Origin of the sequence: Mitsuokella apri (assembly GCF_047974105.1) — a bacterium.
Classification (GTDB): Bacteria; Bacillota; Negativicutes; order Selenomonadales; family Selenomonadaceae; genus Mitsuokella.
Window position 1 is genome coordinate 83,327 of record NZ_JBHYRS010000004.1, and the last position, 19,729, is coordinate 103,055.

Genomic DNA, 19,729 nt, shown 5'->3' on the forward strand with positions numbered 1-19,729 from the left:
CCTCATGCCTTATTTTCGAGACCGAAGATATGCATGTGTTTCTTGACATTTTCGTAAGTGCCCTGAACGATCGCATCGCTGAAGTCAAAGTACTTTGCCTCTGGGTTGGCAGCGGCGACTTCTTTGATCTTTCTGGCCGAAGCATCGTACGAAGCCGTGGCGATGTTGATTTTCTGGATGCCGTTGGCCAGGCAGTTCTTGAAGTCCTGCTCCGTCAGACCCGTGCCGCCATGCAGTACGAGCGGCGTCTTGACAGCCTCGTGGATTTCCTTCAGGCGGTCAATGCGCAGATGCGGCGTCGACTTGTAATTGCCATGAGCTGTGCCAATGGCTACTGCCATGGCATCAATGCCGCTTTCTTCTGCAAAGCGCTTGGCTTCTTCCACACTCGTGACGAGAACATCGACACTCTTATAATCGCCTTCAGCGCCGCCGACGCGGCCGATCTCGGCTTCGACATCAGCGCCATAGCTCTTGGCGAGCTTGACGACTTCCTTCGTACGGGCGATGTTTTCATCGAGCGGGTATTTCGAACCGTCAAACATGACGGAAGTAAAACCAAGGTCCAGAGCCAGCTTGATGGTCTCCATCGTGCCGCCGTGGTCAAGATGTACGGCTGTCGGCATCTTGCACTTCTTAGCTGCTGCTACCATCACAGGTCCTAAAAGGTCCAGCGGGGAATAGCGCAGGCGGCCTTCTGCAATCTGCAGAATCAGCGGAGCATGGAGCTCTTCTGCCGCCTTGATGGCCCCCATGGCCATCTCCATATCGGATACATTGAAGGCGCCGATGGCGTATGTGTTATCCGGTTTATTGATCAGGTCTGTCAAATGTACGAGTGGCATGACCACCCCTCCTATCTGTTGCGGTATATATTAGAAGAGTTCCTTGTAGATCTCGATGAGCTGTTCCTTCGTCGGGATGCGCATCGTGTTCTGCGGGCTGCCGCTCTCAAGGGCATCCGAAGCCATCTTGTCGAGCTGTGCGAGGAAGTCTTCCTTCTTGAAGCCGCGCTGCTCGAGCAGGGATTCTGCCGAAGGAATGCCGACTTCCTTGCAGAAGCGCGTAACTTCAGCAACAAAGGCCTCAGCCGCTTCATGATCCGGCGTCTTGTCATCGGCAACACCCATGATGCGGCCGATCGTAGCGAAGCGGGCCGTGTTCTCCTCGATGGCGAACTTCATGCAGGCCGGCAGCAGGATGGCATTCGAAACGCCATGAGCGATGTGGAACAGAGCACCGATTGGACGGCTCATGCCATGGACGATCGTGACAGAAGCGTTGTTGAAGGCGATGCCGGCTTCCGTAGCAGCAATGCTCATCTGCAGACGGGCTTCGACATTCTTGCCATCTTTGTAGCAGATCGGCAGGTTCTTATGAATCTTCTTGATCGCGGAAAGTGCGAACGTATCCGTGAGCGGCTGTGCCTTGCGGGACGTATAAGCTTCAATCGAATGGCACAGAGCATCGATACCAGTTGCAGCCGTAACGGATGGCGGAGCCGTCATCGTGAAGGTCGGATCTACAACAGCGAGTGCCGGGATGATCGACGGGCCGCCGAGCAGCATCTTAACGTTGTTTTCCGTATCTGCAATGATCGTGTTCTTCGTGACTTCAGAGCCCGTGCCTGCCGTCGTCGGGATGGCTACGAGATACGGTACCGGCATATCAATGTTGACATGCATGAACTCGTTGATCTTCTTGCCTTCCGGCTGCGTCGACATGAACATGATGGCCTTTGCCGTATCCATCGGGCTGCCGCCGCCGAGAGCTACGAGGAAGTCGCATCCTTCTTCGCGATAAACTTTCAGGCCAGCATCCACAATCTTGTCCGTCGGCTCCGAATTTGCACCAGCGAAGGTGACGTACGGGATGTTGGCTTTGGCAAGTGCATTCTCAACTTTTGCAGCATTGCCAAACTTAACCATGAACTGATCCGTGACGATCAGGGCCTTGGTGCCTTTGCCCTGAATGTGCTCACCAAGTTCTTCAATAACGTTCGTGCCAGAAATGATCTTTGCCGGAACCATGAAAGTATAACCCATATTGTCCACTCTCCTATTCTGATGATGTTATTAACGATGTAGTTGATAACCTTTTGATTACCTTATGGCTCTAATTTAATACTTTTCCGTCAGGTTGTCAATATGTTTTTGGGGATTTTGGCAAGATTTTGCGATATTTTATTTTTTCTGATAATCATGAGTAATCATGAACACTGTTACAATAAATATAGGTTAATTCCCAAAATAATACTATATTTATTTGCTTTTTCCCTTGTCTATCGATGGCGATTCTATTATAATAAGTTTATCAAATATACTCATAAAGTGATTATTTTTTGAATGCCTGTTGATTATTTATGACGTTCAGATTCGACACGCAGAATGGTCTCGGGCAGATAAAGCGGGTGATCTCTCATGAAAATCGATCGAATCAATCGTATCCATGAATTATTGAAGAATGTGCACAACATCTCCATCAATGATCTCTGTGATACGTTCCAAGTTTCCAAAAATACCATCCGACGTGACATTGCCGAGCTCGAACAACAGGGCGTCATCAAAAAGGTATACGGCGGCATCGTGCTGGCAGAGCCATCCGGCGATCCGGAACCGTTTGCTTCGCGCGAAGGGCGCAATGCCGATGCCAAGAAACAAATTGCGCGCATGGCTGCGGACTTCGTGCACGACGGCGATGTCATCTACATCGACTCCGGTACGACAACGATGCATATGATCCCGTACCTTACGGACAAACACCGCCTGACCATTGTCACGGCCAGTGTCCATGTCATCAACGCTGCTTCCAACTACAGCAATCTCAATGTGCTCGCCACGGGCGGGTCCCTGTTCTCTCCTTCCAAGGCCTTTGTCGGGCCGCAGGTCGTACAGGTCCTGCGCCGCTATAACATATCGAAGGTTTTTCTCGCCAGCACGGGCATCTCACTTGAGCACGGCGCCACGAATGCCTCCCCGCTCGAGTGCGAAATCAAACGCTGCCTCATCGAAAAAGACTGCGACCATTTTCTGCTCGTCGACGATTCCAAATTCGATGTGTCCTCGCTCATGAGCTACTGCACACTCAAAGAGGTCCAGTATATCGTGACGAATAAAATGCCGCCTGAAAAGTACGTATCGTACTGCACGGCCAATCACATCAAGCTGATTACACCGGATACCCTGCGCCAAAGCGAGGCCCAGAAAATCGCAGCCCTGCGCTGAAGCCAGAAATTCCGTACATATAATATAGATGTCAACAGGAGGAATGCACGATGAAGAAACAGCCCTTATATATTGGTGGGAAAGAAGTCATGACGGAGGAAACGCGCCCCGTCTATCATAAGGCGACCAATGAAGTCATTGCAGAAATCGCCGTAGCCGGAGAGAACGAATGCAAAGCCGCAGTCGATGCAGCAGAAAAAGCATTCCACGAAGTTCATCTCTCACCTTACGAACGCTATGAGATCATCCTCAAGGCAGCCAATCTCATGCGCGAGCGCATTGAAGAATTCGCCAGCACCCTTTCGGCAGAAGCCGGCAAGCCTCTTCATGATGCCCGCGGCGAAATCGGCCGCGCCTATCAGACGCTGATTCTCTCCGCAGAAGAGGCCAAACGCCTGAAGGGCGAGACGATTCCTCTTGCCGGTGCGCCAAACTGTCAGCATAAGCTCGCCTTCACGATTCGCCAGCCGCTTGGCGTCGTCTGCGCCATCACGCCGTTCAATTTCCCTGTAAACCTTGCAGCGCATAAGATTGGCCCGGCACTCGCTGCCGGCAATACCGTCGTCTACAAGCCGGCTTCGGCAACGCCGCTGACGGCCGCCCTGCTCTGCGACGTTTTCCGCGATGCGGGACTTCCTGCCGGCTGCCTGAATCTCCTGACAGGCCCCGGCGCACTCGTCGGCAAATACCTGACAAAAGATGAACGCATCCGCATGTTCTCGTTCACGGGCAGCGTGCCCGTAGGCAAATCCCTGCAGAAGGAAGCCGGCTTCCGCCGCTGCGCGCTTGAACTTGGCTCCAATTCCGCCAACATTGTCCACGAGGATGTCCGCGACGTCAAGAAAACAGCCGAACTTTGCGCGAAATACGCCTTCCTCAACGCCGGACAGGTCTGCATCTCGTGCCAGCGCGTCTATGTATCGCGCAAAATCTATAAGGAATTCTGCGACTATGCCGTTGCCTTTGCCAAGAATTTCAAGACCGGTGATTTAAAGGATCCCGCTACCTGCCTTGGCCCGATGATTGCCGAAAAAGAAGCCGTCCGCATCGAGGGCTGGGTCAACGCCGCCAAAGAAGCCGGCGCCAAGATCCTGACGGGCGGCCATCGCCACGGTTCGTACTACGAACCGACCATCCTCACAGATGTCACGCCGGACATGGATGTCATCAAAAACGAAGCCTTTGCTCCAATCTTCTCCATCATCCCGTATGACACGATTGAAGAAGCTGTCGCGGGCGTCAACAACTCGCGCTACGGCCTGCAGGCCGGTGTTTTCACGAGCTCCCTCTACATCGCGCATTACGCAGCTGAGCATATCGAAGCCGGCGGCGTCGTCATCAACGATGGCTCGAGCTTCCGCATGGACAATATGCCGTACGGCGGTGTCAAGGACAGCGGCATCGGCAAGGAAGGCCCTGAGTACGCCATCCGCGAACTCACGGAAGAAAAGACCATCATCATGAACTTCGATTAAATTTGATATTTCCTTCTATAATAAGAGGCCAGCAGCAATGCTGGTCTTTTTGCATGCCATCATATAGATGAAATATGCCAATAAAAAAGAGAGCAGGAATTTTCCTGCCCCCTTGGAGAGGTTTTCGTTGAAGCGAAATATTAACCATGAATGACATCGGTGTATTCCGGATACTCGCGCAGGCGGTCAACCGGCGGAAAGCCAACGGCCCCTGTAAAGCGGCCGCGCTCCCAGTCGGGACGCGTCGACCAGAACATATCGGTGAAGTCCCGCTCATTGGAAGCAACGACCTGATAACTCAAAAGTTCCGGGACAAAAGTGCCATCCGGGCCGACCTCGGCCGAAAATTCCGTGCGGATGCGCAGATACTGTGCTTCCGGCAGATTCGAGATATCGATATAATTGGTGCCGTTTTTCAGGACAATCTGACGGCTGCCCTTGATGGTTGCCATATCATCCGACACTTCAACCGTAGCCCTGAGGCCGGCCTGCAGCGGCAGATGCGTTTTGGCCTTGAGCTGTGTGAAACGCCAATATTTCTTCTGCGTTTTGAAAGCCGGATCATAGACAGCCGGATGACGCCATTCCGTCGTATGCGTGCCGACCTTGAGGATATTGCGGAAATCGAGCCAGACGGCGAGATTCTCACCCTTCGGTCCCTTATTTTCCGGATGCTCATAAATCTCCTCATTGTCCTCAGCCGTCAGTCCCGACTTATAGAAACGGACCTGACCGATATGAGCCGGCAGATGCGTGAAGTACTTCGGACGGCCGATTTCCGGAATGACGTGGCCGATATAAGAGTAGCCGACAAAGATAGGCTGATCATCCCACTGGCGGATTTCATTGTCCTCGGCAATGCCGGCGACATGGGCAAGCTGCTGGCCATCGCAGTAGGAATCCCCGCCGCGCTTTTTATCAAACGTCATTGTGTACTGCGCCCAATCGCCAATTTTCGCATCGCCGCCCTGCCACGAATATTCCGTGATGTCATGGCAGATGCCCCATTTGAGGCCGCCCGTGCGCTCCACGACCATGCGCAGGCAGTACGTTGCGCCCCAGCCGACCGACTTGCCGCGGACCATCAGCGGGTTGTGTCCCATCTCATTGGGACGTGCCAGGCGGTCGATTTCAGCCCAGACCATGCCCGTAAAGCCCTGCGGGGCCCGAAGGTCATGGCTTGCCGGAATCTCGATGTAATCGCCGTACTGCTCAAGAGCCACTTCCATATGACCATCGACTTCGCGCACTTTCGGCGAGCCGTGCAGCAGGGCCGTATGACCGTGTCCCGACTTATCGAGCACGCGCGGGATGATGCGGATGCCGCCCTCAATCGAGACTTCCTTGGGCAGCTGGTCGGCGATGCTGACCTGGTATTCGCCGCCCTGCTGGAATTTATAATGGAATTCGATATAGCGCTTCTCATGGCCGCGGAAGAACAGGCTTTTCGTCTCCGCAATGCGCTGATTGATATAAAGCGGTACCGAGACAAAAATCTCATGGTCGAGATTATTCGTCGCCTCAATGCCGGCAATCAGGCAGTCGGCAGCTTCTCCCCTGCCGGCGCGGACTTTCATATGCGCATAGGAAAGCTGGGTCGGCTCAAAGACGACAAGCTTGAGCTCCTGCTCACCGATGCGCAGGGTGTGTTCGCCGGTCTGCATGGCCTGATAGAAGGCACCGACCTTGCGCTTTTCTCCTGGCTTCAGGACGATGACCTGACTGTTCTCCTCCGTGCCAAACAGATTGATCGTATGCTCTGTCTTGTTATCGAGCAGGTCAATCGTGACCTCTGCCATGGCCGTGCCGCGGTTCTCCGCCAAGGCCCGGATTTCGACGTTGCCGTTATTGTCAACGCGGCGCAGTTCAATATCCGAAAGCTCCACAGCTGGTTCATCATGCGTCAGATGGATGGTGTCGACGAGTTTTTTCGTGCCGTCCTCGAGGAAGCCATAAATATGATAATCGATGGCCTCTTCACTCACATCAAGGATGCCAAAATTGCTGTTGCCCGTGGCTATGACTTCAGGGAACTCACTGAGCAGGCGTTTCTCACCGGCACTTTCTTCATAAGCAGCGGCAGGATCCTGTGCACTGCCCTCACAGATATAGACCGTGCGCGCGCCGATTTTCGGATTGACGGAAACCGATTTGATATAGTAATGAAGATGGCCGCCGAGCACGAGCTGTGCGCCGCAGCGTTCCGCAATGGGCACGATATAACGGTTATTCAGAGGATCCGTGTACGGATGATGCATCATGAGGATGCGCCATTTCGCCTTTTTCGCCGCAGGGCTCGTAAGGTCGTCTTCGACCCATTTCAGGATGCCATCGATTTTTTTGCGCGTTTCCGCGTCGAGCGGCATCTCGGAATTGACGGCATTCATCTCAAAAAGGCCCCAGGGGTTGCTGTCCACGAACGTGAAATGCACAGGCCCGTAGTCAAAAGAAAACGTATTGCCGCCATCAGCCGTGTGGACCGTGCGGCCCTGCGTTGCTACAAAGTAATCATCATAGAACGGGCCGTCATCATGGTTGCCATGCACATAGTATGCGGGGATGCGCGCGAGGATATCCGGGATCTTGTGGAACCAGTTATCCTTGTACTGGTCATGCTGATAGCCCGTGCCGAAGGAAATATCACCGCCATGCAGAATAAAATCCGGCTTCTCCTCAGCTATCATCTTCTTGAACAATTCGCTGTTATGGAAGAGATGCGAGTCCGAAAGAGTCAGAATGTGCATCGTCTTAGGCTTTGCCTGCAGCGTCTTAAAAGAAGCCGCTGCCACTTCGCCGCCGCCCGATACCGTATAAGCATATTCCGTATTGGGAGCCAGATTGCTGAGGACCGCCGTGTAAATATACGCACCCGCTGGATACTCCTGGCACGGCCCTTCCTTTTTGCAGCAGACATCCCCCTTCTGCTCCGTACCATCGGCCGTTCTTGCCGTCACCTGAAACTCCTTTGGCGCAGCTGTTTCCCAGGCCACTGTGATCTGCGTGGCGCGCGGGTCCAGAAGATAGGGCCCGTTGATGATATTCTTGTTCATATGATCTCCTCCAAGATCTGCCATGGTCCTTCCTTCAGCTGCAGCCATCAACACCATAAAGCTGGCAAACGGTACACCAAGGGACTAGGGTCATTTATTCCATAAACTACAATAATTCATTTCTGCCTTAACATAAATCATTCTTTCCCTATATCTATCTTAATAATAGTAGAGAAAGAATGATTTAGCAAATCTTATTCAGCTTCTTCGTCCGAATCCTTATGCTTCTTTGCCCAGAGAGTCGGTACGATGAGAATCGTCATAATGGCAACCGAAGCGATCCAGAAGGTCGTGATCGTCTCAAAATGGTACGTCGTGACACCATCGACAACAACTTTAGCCGAATCCACCAGAATACCGTTGACGATATCCTGCAGGGCTGCACCGCCATAAGCGAGCAGGCCGATAACACCCATGGCAGCACCGGTTGCTTTGCGCGGGCAAAGGTCAACAGCGAGCAGGCCGCCGACAAAGCAGAGGATGACGCCAAGGCCAAAACCGAAGATGGCAACACAGATCGAAGTGAGCGTCGGGTCGCCAGCCGGTACATAGCAGACACCAGCGATACCGATCAGCATGATGACGCCGAAAACAATCGTCGTAACGGAATGATGCGAATGGAAAATCTTATCGGAGATGATGCCGGAGAAGAAGGAACCAACACCACCGAGAATTGGCGAGAGAGACATGATACTGCCGGCCGTTACCAGGTCAAAGCCCTTTGCTTCCTGCAGGAAGATAACGCCCCAGCTCGAAATGGAATAACGGGAAATACCAAGGCAGATAGCAGCAGCGGCGAGCAGCCATACATACGGGTTCTTGATAACCATGAGCTGTGCTTCCTTCGTGGAAACCTGCTGCTCTTTCTTTTCCTGTGCAACTTCACCTTCAAATTCATTTGCAGACGGCAGGCCGTACGTCTCTGGACGGTCACGCATGAAGCGGTACATGATGAAAGCGAGCACGATGCAGCAGACGCCTGGTACGAAGAACGCTGCGTGCCAGCCGAGTGCGGCGATGATCAGCGAAGTGCCGAGGTACGTAGCACCTTCACCAACATAATGTGCGATACTGAAAACACCGTAATAAGTAGCTAACTGGCTCTTTGCAAACCATTGGGACAGGGAAACGATACACGGCGCGGAGCCCATGCTCTGGAACACGCCGTTGACAGCCCAGAGTACGATGAACACCCAGGTCGTATTGCTCATGCCGAGGATGGCATTGACGATAGCGGCACCGAGTAAGCCCAGCGGTACGATCTTCTTGATATTGCAGTGGTCGGCGATAAAGCCGTTTGCGCATTTACCGATGGCGATGGCAACGAGCATGCCAGCGCCCATCATGCCAAGTTCAGTCGCTGTGAAGCCATCCTGCAGCATTGGCTTTTTCGCAACGCCAAGCGTCATGCGCATAACGTAGTACATACCATAACCAAGAATCATGGCCGTAACGGCCTGGACACGTGCTGTATGATACATCTTCTTGACCACAGCCTTGTCCTGAATGCGAGGCTTATCTGGTCCTGTCAGAAACCATTTCAGCATTTTCTCCACCTTACCTTTCCTCTAAAAGCCGAAACTATAAGTTCTTTTTTCCAATCTCTCCGGAAAAGACTGGATTTTTTGTGATTTATCAGTATAATAATAAATATGAAGATTAAGTTTCCCAATAGTCAACCATCAAATTATCATCAACTGATCTTTCTGGAATTTATTATACCGGAATATGCCAAGAAATTTCTCTGAATTCTTGGTCCGTATTGTGCGAAAACTTATAATTTTTGTTTTTCCCAACGTATTTTCTAGTATTTTAACGCAGAAAGGTCGAATATCATGCCCACCATCCCGTTTGGCAGCCCCAAACAATCGCAATTCGAAATTGGACGGCGGCCTTACCTCGAGTCTGTTGAAAATCTCAATAACACCACAGCATTCGGCACATTGAAATCCCACCATGAAATGGCCGAGCTGCTCTTTGTCGAAAAAGGCCACTGCCGCCTGCTCTTAAAGGAAGGCAGTCTGCAGCTGCGCACCGATGACCTCGTGCTCATCAACAGCGACGTTTTGCACGACTTCAAGGTAAATACCTCCTTCATGGCCTTTACCCTGCATGTCAGTGCCCTGCAGCTCTGCGGACTTGCGCCGGGGCAGCTCGTAAAAACGCCGCAGCCCCTTGTCCTGCATCTTTCGCAGGAAGGACAGCATGCGTTTCTGCGCGGCCTGCTCAAAGAAATCAAGCTTTTTGCCGCGTTCCACGATGACAGCCCCGACCGTGCCGAGATTGCCGCGGGGCTCGTACAGGCCCTGATTCTCACGACGGTAAGGCTGGCTGCATCGGCCAATGAGAACAGTGAAGAAAATGCTTCCTTTAATATGGGCACACGCATCAAGGAATACATCGATGCCCATTATCTCGAAGAGCTCAAACTGCCGGATATCGCCGAAGCGCTGCACATCAACCTCTATTATTTATCACATACGTTTAAGGACCTCACGGGGTCCTCGCCCATGCAGTACATAATAAGGCGCCGCATCGACGAGGCTCAGACACTGCTGCTCACGACTAACATGACCATCACGGATATTGCGATGCAGTGCGGCTACAATAACTCCAATTACTTCCAATCCGTATTCAGCAACATCGTCGGCATGCCGCCCGGAAAATACCGCAAGACATGGTCAACCTAAAAAATCACCAGCCAATTCGCTGGTGATTTTTTTTGCGCAGTGCCATCTAAACGTGTTACAATGAACAAAATACGGAAAATTATTATTGATAAAGAATAGAGGTAAATTTTTATGATAAAAACATCTCAGCTGCACATTGGCTGCCATCTCTCTTCCGCCAAGGGCTTTCTCGCTATGGGCAGGGAAGCCGTAAAGCTCGATGCCGATGTCTTTGCCTTCTTTACGCGCAATCCGCGCGGCGGCAGGGCAAAAGAGCTCGACCTTGACGATGTCGCGGCCTTTCTTGCCTATAAAGAAGAACATGGCCTTGGCACGCTCGTCGCCCATGCCCCCTATACGATGAATGCCTGTGCGGCTAAAGAAAATCTGCGCGTCTTTGCGCACAATGCCATGGCGGATGACCTCGCGCGCCTTGAGCATCTGCCGGGGAATCTCTACAATTTTCATCCGGGCAGCCACGTCGGGCAGGGCGCGGAAAAAGGCATTGAGCTTATCGCCGGACAATTAAATGATGTAATCTTCCCCGAACAAAAGACGACCGTCCTTTTGGAAACGATGGCCGGCAAGGGCACGGAGGTCGGCCGCAGCTTTGAGGAGCTGCGCGCCATCATTGACCGCGTCGAGCAGCAGGATAAAATTGGTGTCTGCCTCGATACCTGCCATGTCTGGGATGGCGGCTATGACATCCAAAATCATCTCGACGAAGTCTTGACGGAATTTGATAAAATCATCGGCCTTGACCGCCTCAAAGCCATCCATCTCAACGACAGCCAAAACGAGCGCGGCAGTCATAAAGACCGCCACGCCCGTATTGGTGAAGGAAAAATTGGCCTTGAAGCCCTCGTGCGCGTCATCCGCCACGATGCCCTCAAGAACCTGCCCTTCATTCTCGAAACCCCGAATGACGCCGCCGGCTACGCCCGCGAAATCGCCATGCTGCGCGGGAAAGCAGAAGCCTAAAAGCGAAATAATTTCCTTTTCCTCTTTCCTCAAAATATCATATAATAAAAACAAACAGCTTTATCCCTATCGTCTTTCAAAGGAGCCCCCTATGGAGCATACAGCAAACAAAAATCCGGCTGCCCATACGCAGGGCCGGTATCATACCATATTGCCCAGCATGCAGGAGTTCTTCCATTCTGCAAAAGAACAGCTCGAGCAGGAATGGACTTCCTGTCATATGTTGAAATCATGTCCTGTGTTCTTCAACATCACGAACTTCCATCTCTATAATGCCGCTTATGGCATCGAGAGCGGCGACCAGTGCCTGCGGCAAATCGCAGCCCTCCTGCAAAAGTATTTTCCCGATAGGCTTATCACACACCTCGGAGCAGATCACTTTGCCGTGCTGGCCGATGCTGCCGACGTCAAGATCCGCGTTGAGGCTGTCTGCCATGAGGCCAGATTCCTGCTGACCAGCCCCAATATCGAGCTCAAGGCCGGTATCCGCTATCTTACAAAACTTTCGCCCGATACTTCTGTCCATTTTTTGTTTGACAATGATGCCGCACTTGCCTGCCATTCCGTCAAACAGGATGCCACGCGTCATTTTGCCGTTTACACCGAAGAGATGGGCCGCCTGCACCGGCTGCGCAATTACGTGCTCGAAAATTTTGAAACGGCATTGCAGAATGAATACATCAAGATTTACTACCAGCCGGTCATCCGTTCTCTCAATGGCAAAATATGCGGAGCAGAGGCCCTCGCGCGCTGGGAGGCACCGGAGCACGGACTGCTGTCACCGGATATTTTTATTCCTGTATTGGAAGAGGCCAATTTAATCCACCAGCTCGACCTCTATATGGTCAGAGGCGTTGCGAAGAGACTGCGCTTCCTGATGGATCAGGATACGCCCGTCTGCCCCGTATCCGTCAATCTCTCAAGGCTTGATTTCCAACTGACGGACCTTGCATCTGACATCGAGTCCATCTTGAAGCGATACGACCTGCCCCGCTGTCTCATCCACCTTGAAATCACGGAAAATGCCCTGACGGCCCAAAGCCAGTCCATCCGCAGGGGGATTAAACAGTTTCAATTGATGGAATATCAAGTCTGGCTCGATGATTTCGGCAGCGGCTATTCCTCTTTGAATGTACTCAAAGATTTCCATTTCCACACCCTGAAACTCGACATGGCCTTTTTGCGTCCCTTTACGAAGAAAAGCCGTACCATCCTGACGGCCATCATCCGTATGGCGAAAGAACTCGGCATTCATACACTCGCAGAAGGTGTCGAAACAAAAGAGCAGGCTGACTTCCTGCGGGGAATCGGCTGCGAAAAAATACAGGGGTACTATTTTGGCAGGCCGCTTCCAGAAGAAGAATCCCACGAACGCTGTCATGACCAGTCTCTGAAGATTGAAACCGAAGAAGAAGATACGCTCTTCAGTCAGGCCGGACTTATCGACATCAGCCGTGCCCTGCCCGTGGCCATCGTCTACGATGACAATGAGAATATACGCATCCTGCAGTGCAATTCCGCTTACCTCAAAACACTCAACAGCATTGGCACCAAGAACCTCTCGGACAGCAACTACTTTCTCAGTGCACCGGACTTTCCCATGCGCCATAAATTCCGCCGTTTCATCAACAAAGCAAAACAGAGCGGCCAGTCGGAATCCATGACGTATGTCGATAACGGGCAGTATCTGCGTGTCAATCTAAAGACCATTGCCCAAGTCGGACAAAAGGCCATCCACCGCGCAGAACTTTACAATATCAGCATTGATGAGGCCGTCAAAGACAGGGAGTCCAGACGTTTTGACCAAATCGTGCGCAATATCATCCTGACATTTGAAGGACTCTGGTATTTGGATATGCAGTACGATACTCTCGATATCATCGAAAGCGTTTCGCCGCAGTATAAGGCAGGCATGAGCATCCCCCATATCGATGAGGCCCTTTCTGTCTTTGCCAGCCGCTACATTCATCCATCCGACCGCCAGCGCTTCCGAGAGCTTTTTAAGAAGGACAATTTTTATGAGGCAGCCTCTGATTCCCATTGTTCTGAAGTATCTGCACCGTTCCGCATGCTGCGCACCAATGGCAGCTTTGACTGGCTGTTTTTTACGGGTATCGTCATGGTCAAGTCACCTGCCAAGGATGTCCTGATATATTTGACGAAAAATCCTCTCGACCATCTGCCCGACCGTCAGCAGCTCATCCTTGAGATGCTTAAATCGTACGGTATGGAACAAAATCTCTTTACGCCGCCGGACTCCGGCCTGCAGCATGTCTTCTGGCAGACGTTTCTCCATCATACCAAAAGTAAGTTTTTCTGGAAAGACCGTCAGCACCGCTTTCTCGGTGCCAGCAGAGCCTATCTGAACTGGCTCGGTCTTGCGGACGAAGCCTGTATTATCGGCAAGACCGCTCAGGAAGTCGGCATTTCCCTTGATGTCAAGGGCCGGCTGCAAAAAGAAGAAAATGTCATGTATGCGGGCAAGGCAATCGAGCATGCCGCAGAAACCGTGATCTTCCGGCAGAAACTCTATTACGTTTATGCATCAAAGTATCCCATTTACCAGCAGGAAAAAATCATCGGCATCATGGTATTCCTTGAAGAGACCAAATGCCTAAAAAGAAAAGATGAACACCTGCCAAAATCAGCAGCCGCTGCTCCGTCCATTCATTTTCCCTACGAGCTCTTTGAGAATACGGCCGATGGCATCGTCATCACCGATTTGGAAACATATGACGTACTTTACTGCAATCCGGCCATGCGCAGGAGCCTTCATCTGGCACCGGATGCTCCCTGCAAAGGAGAAAAATGCTATGCGCTCATGGCAGGGCTGACGGCGCCATGCGAAGACTGCGTGCGGCCGCAGCTGAGCTACGGGCATGCGCATAAACGCGTCTTTCACAATCCAATTGCCGGCTTGGACTTTCTGCTGCAGGATACGATCATCAGCTATCAGGGACGAAACTGCCAGTTCACCAGAATCCTCAATCTTGCGGATTACATCCATCGGGATACTCATGTCAAGGAAACGCTTTTCCGCGAAGCATCCATCAATGACGCCATCCGCCTCGGCATGTACGAGCTCAATCCGGAAGACGGCATCAAAAGGATTCTGGCCCGCATCGGCCAGCAGCTGCATGCCGAACGCATGCTGATCATCGAAGAGCAGGACAGCAATGTACAGGTTACCTATCATTGGACTGGGGACAAAGCTAAAGACCTGCCTTCCGACTTTCCTGCCATTCCCCGCACCGAGCTCTGGCCTCTCTTCAATCTGTTTGCCCAAAAACAGACGATTTCCCTGCCGGACCTCGATGCCTTCTGGAACATACATCCAGACTATGCGCCGCATCTGCCGGGCATCCGTCAGCTCGTCGCATCCCGCCTCATACTCGACGGGCAGCCTTTGGGCTTTGTCGAGGCCGTCAATCCAGCCCCTGAGCATATCCATGATGCCGCGCTGCTGCTCTCCACGCTGACGCGCTTTCTCGCCATTCTGCTGCGCAACCGCGATATGATGAAGCGTCTTGAACACCTCAGCAAGGTCGACCAGCTCACCGGCATTATGAACCGCCGCGGACTGCTCGACCGCATCAGCGCCTTGCCCGCAGACCGCTGCTACGCCTTTTTCTTCGGCGACCTCAACGGCCTTAAGGAAACGAACGACACGCAGGGGCATGAAGCCGGCGACCGGCTGATACAATCCGCTGCTGCCGTCTTCGTGCATGTCGGCGGCGAAAACAACGTCTTCCGCATGGGCGGCGATGAATTTCTCATGCTCTATGAAGCCCGTGACGAACAAAGTGCCAAGGCCATTGAGCAGAAACTCAACGAACATTTTGCGGCCGCCAAGATCAGCATTGCCCTCGGCTGGACTCTTGCGACCACGCCAATCGACAATATAGACCCAGTTCTTGCACGTGCCGACAGCCTGATGTACCAGCAGAAAATTCTGCACCACCGCACGCGTCATAAACATTCGTAAAAAAAGACAGCAAAAGACCGCAGTCCTTTTGGACTGCGGTCTTTCTGCTGCCTGATGAAAGTCTTTTGACTTCCATACCCTATGCAAAATTCGCCGTGCGAATTATTTGTTCATTGCTTCCTGTACAGCAACAGCAACAGCAACGGTCATGCCGACCATCGGGTTGTTGCCTGCACCGATGAGGCCCATCATGTCAACGTGTGCCGGAACGGAGGAAGAACCTGCGAACTGAGCATCGCTGTGCATACGGCCCATCGTATCCGTCATACCATAGGAAGCCGGGCCGGCTGCCATGTTATCCGGATGAAGCGTACGGCCCGTGCCGCCGCCCGATGCAACGGAGAAGTACTTCTTGCCCTTTTCAACGCAGGCTTTCTTGTAGCAGCCGGCAACTGGATGCTGGAAACGCGTCGGATTCGTGGAGTTGCCCGTGATGGAGATATCAACATCTTCGTGCTCCATGATGGCAACGCCTTCCTGAACGGAATCAGCGCCGTAGCATTTAACCTTAGCACGCTCCGGATCCGTACCGTATTTGATTTCTTCAACAATGTTGAGCTTGTTAGCCTTGAAATCATAATCCGTTACGACATACGTAAAGCCGTTGATGCGGCTGATGATCTGAGCAGCATCTTTGCCGAGGCCGTTGAGGATGACGCGCAGCGGGTTCTTACGAACTTTGTTAGCCGTCTTAGCGATACCAATAGCGCCCTCTGCAGCTGCGAAGGATTCGTGGCCAGCGAGGAAAGCGAAGCAGCCAGCTTCTTCCGAGAGAAGCATAGCGCCGAGGTTGCCGTGGCCGAGACCAACTTTGCGGTGGTCAGCAACAGAACCCGGTACGCAGAAAGCCTGCAGGCCTTCGCCGATCGCTTTAGCAGCATCAGCAGCCTTCTTGCAGCCCTTCTTGATGGCGATAGCAGCGCCAAGCGTGTAAGCCCATTTTGCATTCTCGAATGCGATCGGCTGGAGATCTTCTACGATCTGATACGGGTTGATGCCCTTCTCGTCGCAGACTTTCTTAGCATCTTCAATGGAAGCCAGACCATACTGTTTGCAGACTTCGTTGATTTTATCAATACGGCGCTCATAGCCTTCGAATAATGACATTCTATTCATTCCTTCCTTTTACCTTGAAACTCGGAATCTCGTTACGCAAAGAGATTACTCTTCACGCGGATCGATGAACTTAACACCGTCAGCGAAGCGGCCCTTCGTGCTCGTGTTAGCTTTGATAGCCTCGTTGGCATCTTTGCCGGCACGAACAGCTTCCATGACTTTGCCGAGCTGTACGACTTCGTAACCGATGATGCGGCCTTCTTTGTCGAGAGCCAGTTTCGTGACATAGCCTTCTGCGAGTTCGAGGTAACGCGGGCCCTTCTTGAGCGTGCCATACAGCGTACCGACCTGGCTGCGGAGGCCTTTGCCGAGGTCATCGAGGCCAGCGCCGACCGGCAGACCGTTATCGGAGAAAGCCGTCTGGCTGCGGCCATAAGCGATCTGCAGGAACAGCTCGCGCATAGCCGTGTTGATTGCATCGCAAACGAGGTCCGTGTTGAGTGCTTCGAGAACCGTGAGGCCCGGAAGGATTTCAGCAGCCATAGCAGCGGAGTGCGTCATGCCCGAGCAGCCAACCGTCTCAACGAGAGCTTCCTGGATGATGCCGTCTTTGACGTTCAGCGTCAGTTTGCAGGCACCCTGCTGCGGAGCGCACCAGCCAACACCATGGGTAAGACCGCTGATGTCCTGTACGTTCTTGGATTTGACCCATTTACCTTCTTCAGGAATCGGGGCAGCACCATGATGTACTTCCTGAGTTACGCATGCCATGTCTTCCACTTTCTGTGAATAAGCAATCATTGTTCGTATTCCTCTCTTTTCTAAAATATAATACTGAGGTGCATTCTCCATGGAGTCAGCATCAAGGGCAGGAGACCTGCCCTTTTCCCTGCTCAGGGGAATGCTGCCTCTATCTCGCCATTAAAGCTCTACGAGGTTCTTGCCCGTCATTTCTTTCGGGATCTCAAGACCAGCCAGCGTCAAAAGCGTCGGTGCGATATCGCAGAGAGCGCCGTCCTTGACGGACTTGACACGGTCCGAAACCACGATGAACGGCACAGCGTTCGTCGTGTGCTTCGTGAACGGCTGGTTGTTGACGTAGTCCATCATCTTATCGGCATTGCCGTGGTCAGCCGTGATGCAGACCTCGCCGCCGACTTCCTTGATGGCTGCCACGAAGCGGCCAACGCAGGAATCAACCGTCTCAACAGCCTTGACAACTGCCGGGAAGACGCCCGTATGACCAACCATGTCGCAGTTTGCATAGTTCAGGATGATGAAGTCGTATTTCTCGGAACGGATGGCCTCGCAAACCTTATCCGTGACTTCGACAGCACTCATTTCCGGCTTGAGGTCGTAAGTAGCGACTTTCGGACTCGGAACGAGGATGCGGTCTTCGCCTTTGTACGGCTCTTCGACGCCGCCATTGAAGAAGAACGTAACGTGTGCGTACTTCTCCGTCTCAGCGATACGGAGCTGCGTGAGGCCGTTGTCCTGAATGATCTCGCCGAGAGTCTTGTCGATGTGCTCCGGTGGGAAAGCGACAGCAGCATTCATGCCATCTTCGTACTGCGAGAACGTCGTGAACGGGATGTGAAGATTCTCATCGCGCTCAAAACCATCGAACTCTTTGTCAACGAAAGCATGCGTGAGCTGACGTGCACGGTCCGGACGGAAGTTGAAGAAGATAGCGCCATCGCCGTTCTTCATGCCTTCATAGCCCTTGACGACAAACGGCACGACGAACTCATCGTTGACACCGTTCTCGTAGCTTGCCTTGAGGCCCGCCACCGGATCATCGGCGACCACGCCTTCTGCGTGAGCAATGGCCTCATATGCCTTCTGCTCGCGGTCCCAGCGATGGTCGCGGTCCATGGCGTAATAGCGGCCGGCGACCGTGGCAATCTTGCCGACGCCAACTTCTTTGCATTTTGCCTCGAGTTCCTCAAGGTACGGCTGTGCGCTCTGCGGCGGCACATCGCGGCCATCGAGGAAAGCATGGACATAGACTTCTTCAATGCCCTGCTGTTTTGCCATCTCGAGCAGTGCATAGAGATGACCCTGGTAGCTGTGTACGCCGCCCGGGGAAACAAGGCCGAGAAGGTGCAGTGCACCGCCATTTGCTTTGACGTCCTGCATGCTCTTGACGAGGACTTCGTTCTTGAAGAAGTCACCGTTCTTGATGTCACGCGTGATGCGCGTGAGCTGCTGGTAAACGAGGCGGCCGGCACCGATGTTCGTATGACCGACTTCCGAGTTGCCCATCTGACCATCCGGCAGGCCGACGAATTCGCCGGAAGCCTGCAGATGACTCGAATTATAATTTGCGATGAGGCCGTCGAGGACCGGAGTCTTCGCAGCTTCTACCGCATTGCTCTTGTCGAGCTTGCCACCGAGGCCGCAGCCATCCATGATGATGAGAGCGACCGGTGCATGTTTGATTTTTGCCATTGTAGAATACTACTCCCTTTAAAGGAAAACAATCAGTAGTTTACGATCTCGCTGAAGTCCTTAGCCTTGAGCGAAGCACCGCCAACGAGGGCGCCATCGACGTTCGGCTGTTTCATGAGATCTTTGATCGTAGCCGGCTTGACGCTGCCGCCGTACTGGATGCGGATGCTGTCAGCTGCTTCCTGACCGAATTCAGCAGCAACCGTCTTGCGGATATGAGCGCAGACTTCTTCTGCCTGATCGAACGAAGCCGTCTTGCCCGTGCCGATAGCCCAGATCGGCTCGTAAGCGATGACGAGCTGAGCGACTTCTTCCGGCTTGAAGCCAGCGAGAGCAGCTTTGACCTGGCCTGCGACGAAGTCGAGGTAAACACCGGCTTCGCGCTGCTCGAGGGACTCACCGCAGCAGATGATCGGCGTGATGCCGGCAGCAAATGCTGCATGAGCGCGTTTGTTGACGCCTTCATCCGTCTCGCCGAAGTAGCCGCGGCGCTCGCTGTGGCCGAGGACGCAGTAATCTACGCCAATCTCGTTGAGCATGCCCGTGGAAATCTCGCCCGTGAAAGCGCCGTGATCTTCCCAATGAACATTCTGTGCACCAACGTGGATGTTCGTGCCAAGAGCAGCGTCAGCAACAGCGGCCAGAGCCGTAGCCGTCGGGCAGACGACAACCGTTACTTTTGCATCTTTGACGAGCGGAGCCAGACCGCGAACGAGGTTCTTGCCCTGAGCGATCGTGTTGTTCATCTTCCAGTTGCCTGCGATAATCGGAGTTCTTGCCATTTTTAAAATTACCTCCTAAATATTCATCCAAAAGACTTTGCGATTCTATCAAAAGA

Annotated in this window: 13 protein-coding genes; 5 read left to right on the forward strand and 8 right to left on the reverse strand. The window is 52.8% G+C overall.

Annotated elements, in window-relative coordinates:
* Positions 1 to 2: 2 nt before the first annotated feature.
* Complete coding sequence (locus ACE419_RS06920; RefSeq protein WP_435721459.1) at positions 3 to 845, reverse strand: class II fructose-bisphosphate aldolase; 843 nt, start codon at positions 843 to 845, stop codon at positions 3 to 5.
* A 30-nt stretch (positions 846 to 875) separates the two neighbouring features.
* Positions 876 to 2,045, reverse strand: a complete 1,170-nt coding sequence (locus ACE419_RS06925) for an iron-containing alcohol dehydrogenase (RefSeq protein WP_432645947.1) — start codon at positions 2,043 to 2,045, stop codon at positions 876 to 878.
* 375 nt (positions 2,046 to 2,420) lie between these two features.
* On the opposite strand from ACE419_RS06925, the gene ACE419_RS06930 reads away from it, so the two are divergent.
* Complete coding sequence (locus ACE419_RS06930) at positions 2,421 to 3,224, forward strand: DeoR/GlpR family DNA-binding transcription regulator (protein WP_435721460.1); 804 nt, start codon at positions 2,421 to 2,423, stop codon at positions 3,222 to 3,224.
* A gap of 50 nt (positions 3,225 to 3,274) precedes the next feature.
* On the forward strand, positions 3,275 to 4,699 hold the full coding sequence (locus ACE419_RS06935) for an aldehyde dehydrogenase family protein (RefSeq protein ID WP_432645949.1): 1,425 nt from the start codon (positions 3,275 to 3,277) through the stop codon (positions 4,697 to 4,699).
* A 140-nt stretch (positions 4,700 to 4,839) separates the two neighbouring features.
* Here ACE419_RS06935 and ACE419_RS06940 read toward each other — a convergent pair whose 3' ends face one another.
* The gene (locus ACE419_RS06940) at positions 4,840 to 7,749 is read right to left on the reverse strand and encodes a purple acid phosphatase family protein (protein ID WP_435721461.1); all 2,910 of its coding nucleotides are present in this window, start codon (positions 7,747 to 7,749) and stop codon (positions 4,840 to 4,842) included.
* 194 nt (positions 7,750 to 7,943) lie between these two features.
* On the reverse strand, positions 7,944 to 9,296 hold the full coding sequence (locus tag ACE419_RS06945; RefSeq protein ID WP_432645951.1) for an MFS transporter: 1,353 nt from the start codon (positions 9,294 to 9,296) through the stop codon (positions 7,944 to 7,946).
* Between the two features lie 288 nt (positions 9,297 to 9,584).
* On the opposite strand from ACE419_RS06945, the gene ACE419_RS06950 reads away from it, so the two are divergent.
* From ACE419_RS06950 to ACE419_RS06960, 3 genes are all read left to right on the forward strand, one after another.
* Entirely contained in the window at positions 9,585 to 10,439 is an 855-nt protein-coding gene (locus ACE419_RS06950) for a helix-turn-helix domain-containing protein (RefSeq protein WP_435721462.1), read from the forward strand.
* Positions 10,440 to 10,550: 111 nt separating this feature from the next.
* Positions 10,551 to 11,399: a deoxyribonuclease IV gene (locus tag ACE419_RS06955; protein WP_435721463.1), complete on the forward strand. Its 849-nt coding sequence runs from the start codon at positions 10,551 to 10,553 to the stop codon at positions 11,397 to 11,399.
* A 91-nt stretch (positions 11,400 to 11,490) separates the two neighbouring features.
* A complete protein-coding gene (locus ACE419_RS06960; protein WP_435721464.1) occupies positions 11,491 to 15,384 on the forward strand; it encodes an EAL domain-containing protein in 3,894 nt (1,297 codons plus the stop codon).
* Positions 15,385 to 15,486: 102 nt separating this feature from the next.
* On the opposite strand, the gene ACE419_RS06965 is transcribed toward ACE419_RS06960, so the two are convergent.
* The 4 genes from ACE419_RS06965 to tpiA all read right to left on the reverse strand — a co-directional run bounded on the left by ACE419_RS06965 (position 15,487) and on the right by tpiA (position 19,673).
* Positions 15,487 to 16,491: a GGGtGRT protein gene (locus ACE419_RS06965; RefSeq protein WP_295712743.1), complete on the reverse strand. Its 1,005-nt coding sequence runs from the start codon at positions 16,489 to 16,491 to the stop codon at positions 15,487 to 15,489.
* A gap of 54 nt (positions 16,492 to 16,545) precedes the next feature.
* Complete coding sequence (locus tag ACE419_RS06970) at positions 16,546 to 17,241, reverse strand: iron-sulfur cluster assembly scaffold protein (RefSeq protein ID WP_432645956.1); 696 nt, start codon at positions 17,239 to 17,241, stop codon at positions 16,546 to 16,548.
* 120 nt (positions 17,242 to 17,361) lie between these two features.
* Positions 17,362 to 18,891 carry a 2,3-bisphosphoglycerate-independent phosphoglycerate mutase gene (gpmI, locus tag ACE419_RS06975; RefSeq protein ID WP_435721465.1) on the reverse strand — a complete coding sequence of 510 codons (1,530 nt, stop codon included), beginning with the start codon at positions 18,889 to 18,891 and terminating at the stop codon, positions 17,362 to 17,364.
* Between the two features lie 32 nt (positions 18,892 to 18,923).
* The gene (gene tpiA / locus ACE419_RS06980; protein WP_435721466.1) at positions 18,924 to 19,673 is read right to left on the reverse strand and encodes a triose-phosphate isomerase; all 750 of its coding nucleotides are present in this window, start codon (positions 19,671 to 19,673) and stop codon (positions 18,924 to 18,926) included.
* Between the last annotated feature and the right edge of the window lie 56 nt (positions 19,674 to 19,729).

What these genes read in the sequence shown, in the direction of transcription:
- ACE419_RS06935 (WP_432645949.1), top strand. Translation starts at nt 3,275, where the DNA reads ATGAAGAAACAGCCCTTATATATTGGTGGGAAAGAAGTCATGACGGAG.
- ACE419_RS06960 (WP_435721464.1), top strand. Translation starts at nt 11,491, where the DNA reads ATGGAGCATACAGCAAACAAAAATCCGGCTGCCCATACGCAGGGCCGG.
- ACE419_RS06965 (WP_295712743.1), bottom strand. Translation starts at nt 16,491, where the DNA reads ATGTCATTATTCGAAGGCTATGAGCGCCGTATTGATAAAATCAACGAA.
- gpmI (WP_435721465.1), bottom strand. Translation starts at nt 18,891, where the DNA reads ATGGCAAAAATCAAACATGCACCGGTCGCTCTCATCATCATGGATGGC.
- ACE419_RS06955 (WP_435721463.1), top strand. Translation starts at nt 10,551, where the DNA reads ATGATAAAAACATCTCAGCTGCACATTGGCTGCCATCTCTCTTCCGCC.
- ACE419_RS06970 (WP_432645956.1), bottom strand. Translation starts at nt 17,241, where the DNA reads ATGATTGCTTATTCACAGAAAGTGGAAGACATGGCATGCGTAACTCAG.
- ACE419_RS06945 (WP_432645951.1), bottom strand. Translation starts at nt 9,296, where the DNA reads ATGCTGAAATGGTTTCTGACAGGACCAGATAAGCCTCGCATTCAGGAC.
- tpiA (WP_435721466.1), bottom strand. Translation starts at nt 19,673, where the DNA reads ATGGCAAGAACTCCGATTATCGCAGGCAACTGGAAGATGAACAACACG.
- ACE419_RS06925 (WP_432645947.1), bottom strand. Translation starts at nt 2,045, where the DNA reads ATGGGTTATACTTTCATGGTTCCGGCAAAGATCATTTCTGGCACGAAC.
- ACE419_RS06950 (WP_435721462.1), top strand. Translation starts at nt 9,585, where the DNA reads ATGCCCACCATCCCGTTTGGCAGCCCCAAACAATCGCAATTCGAAATT.
- ACE419_RS06930 (WP_435721460.1), top strand. Translation starts at nt 2,421, where the DNA reads ATGAAAATCGATCGAATCAATCGTATCCATGAATTATTGAAGAATGTG.
- ACE419_RS06920 (WP_435721459.1), bottom strand. Translation starts at nt 845, where the DNA reads ATGCCACTCGTACATTTGACAGACCTGATCAATAAACCGGATAACACA.
- ACE419_RS06940 (WP_435721461.1), bottom strand. Translation starts at nt 7,749, where the DNA reads ATGAACAAGAATATCATCAACGGGCCCTATCTTCTGGACCCGCGCGCC.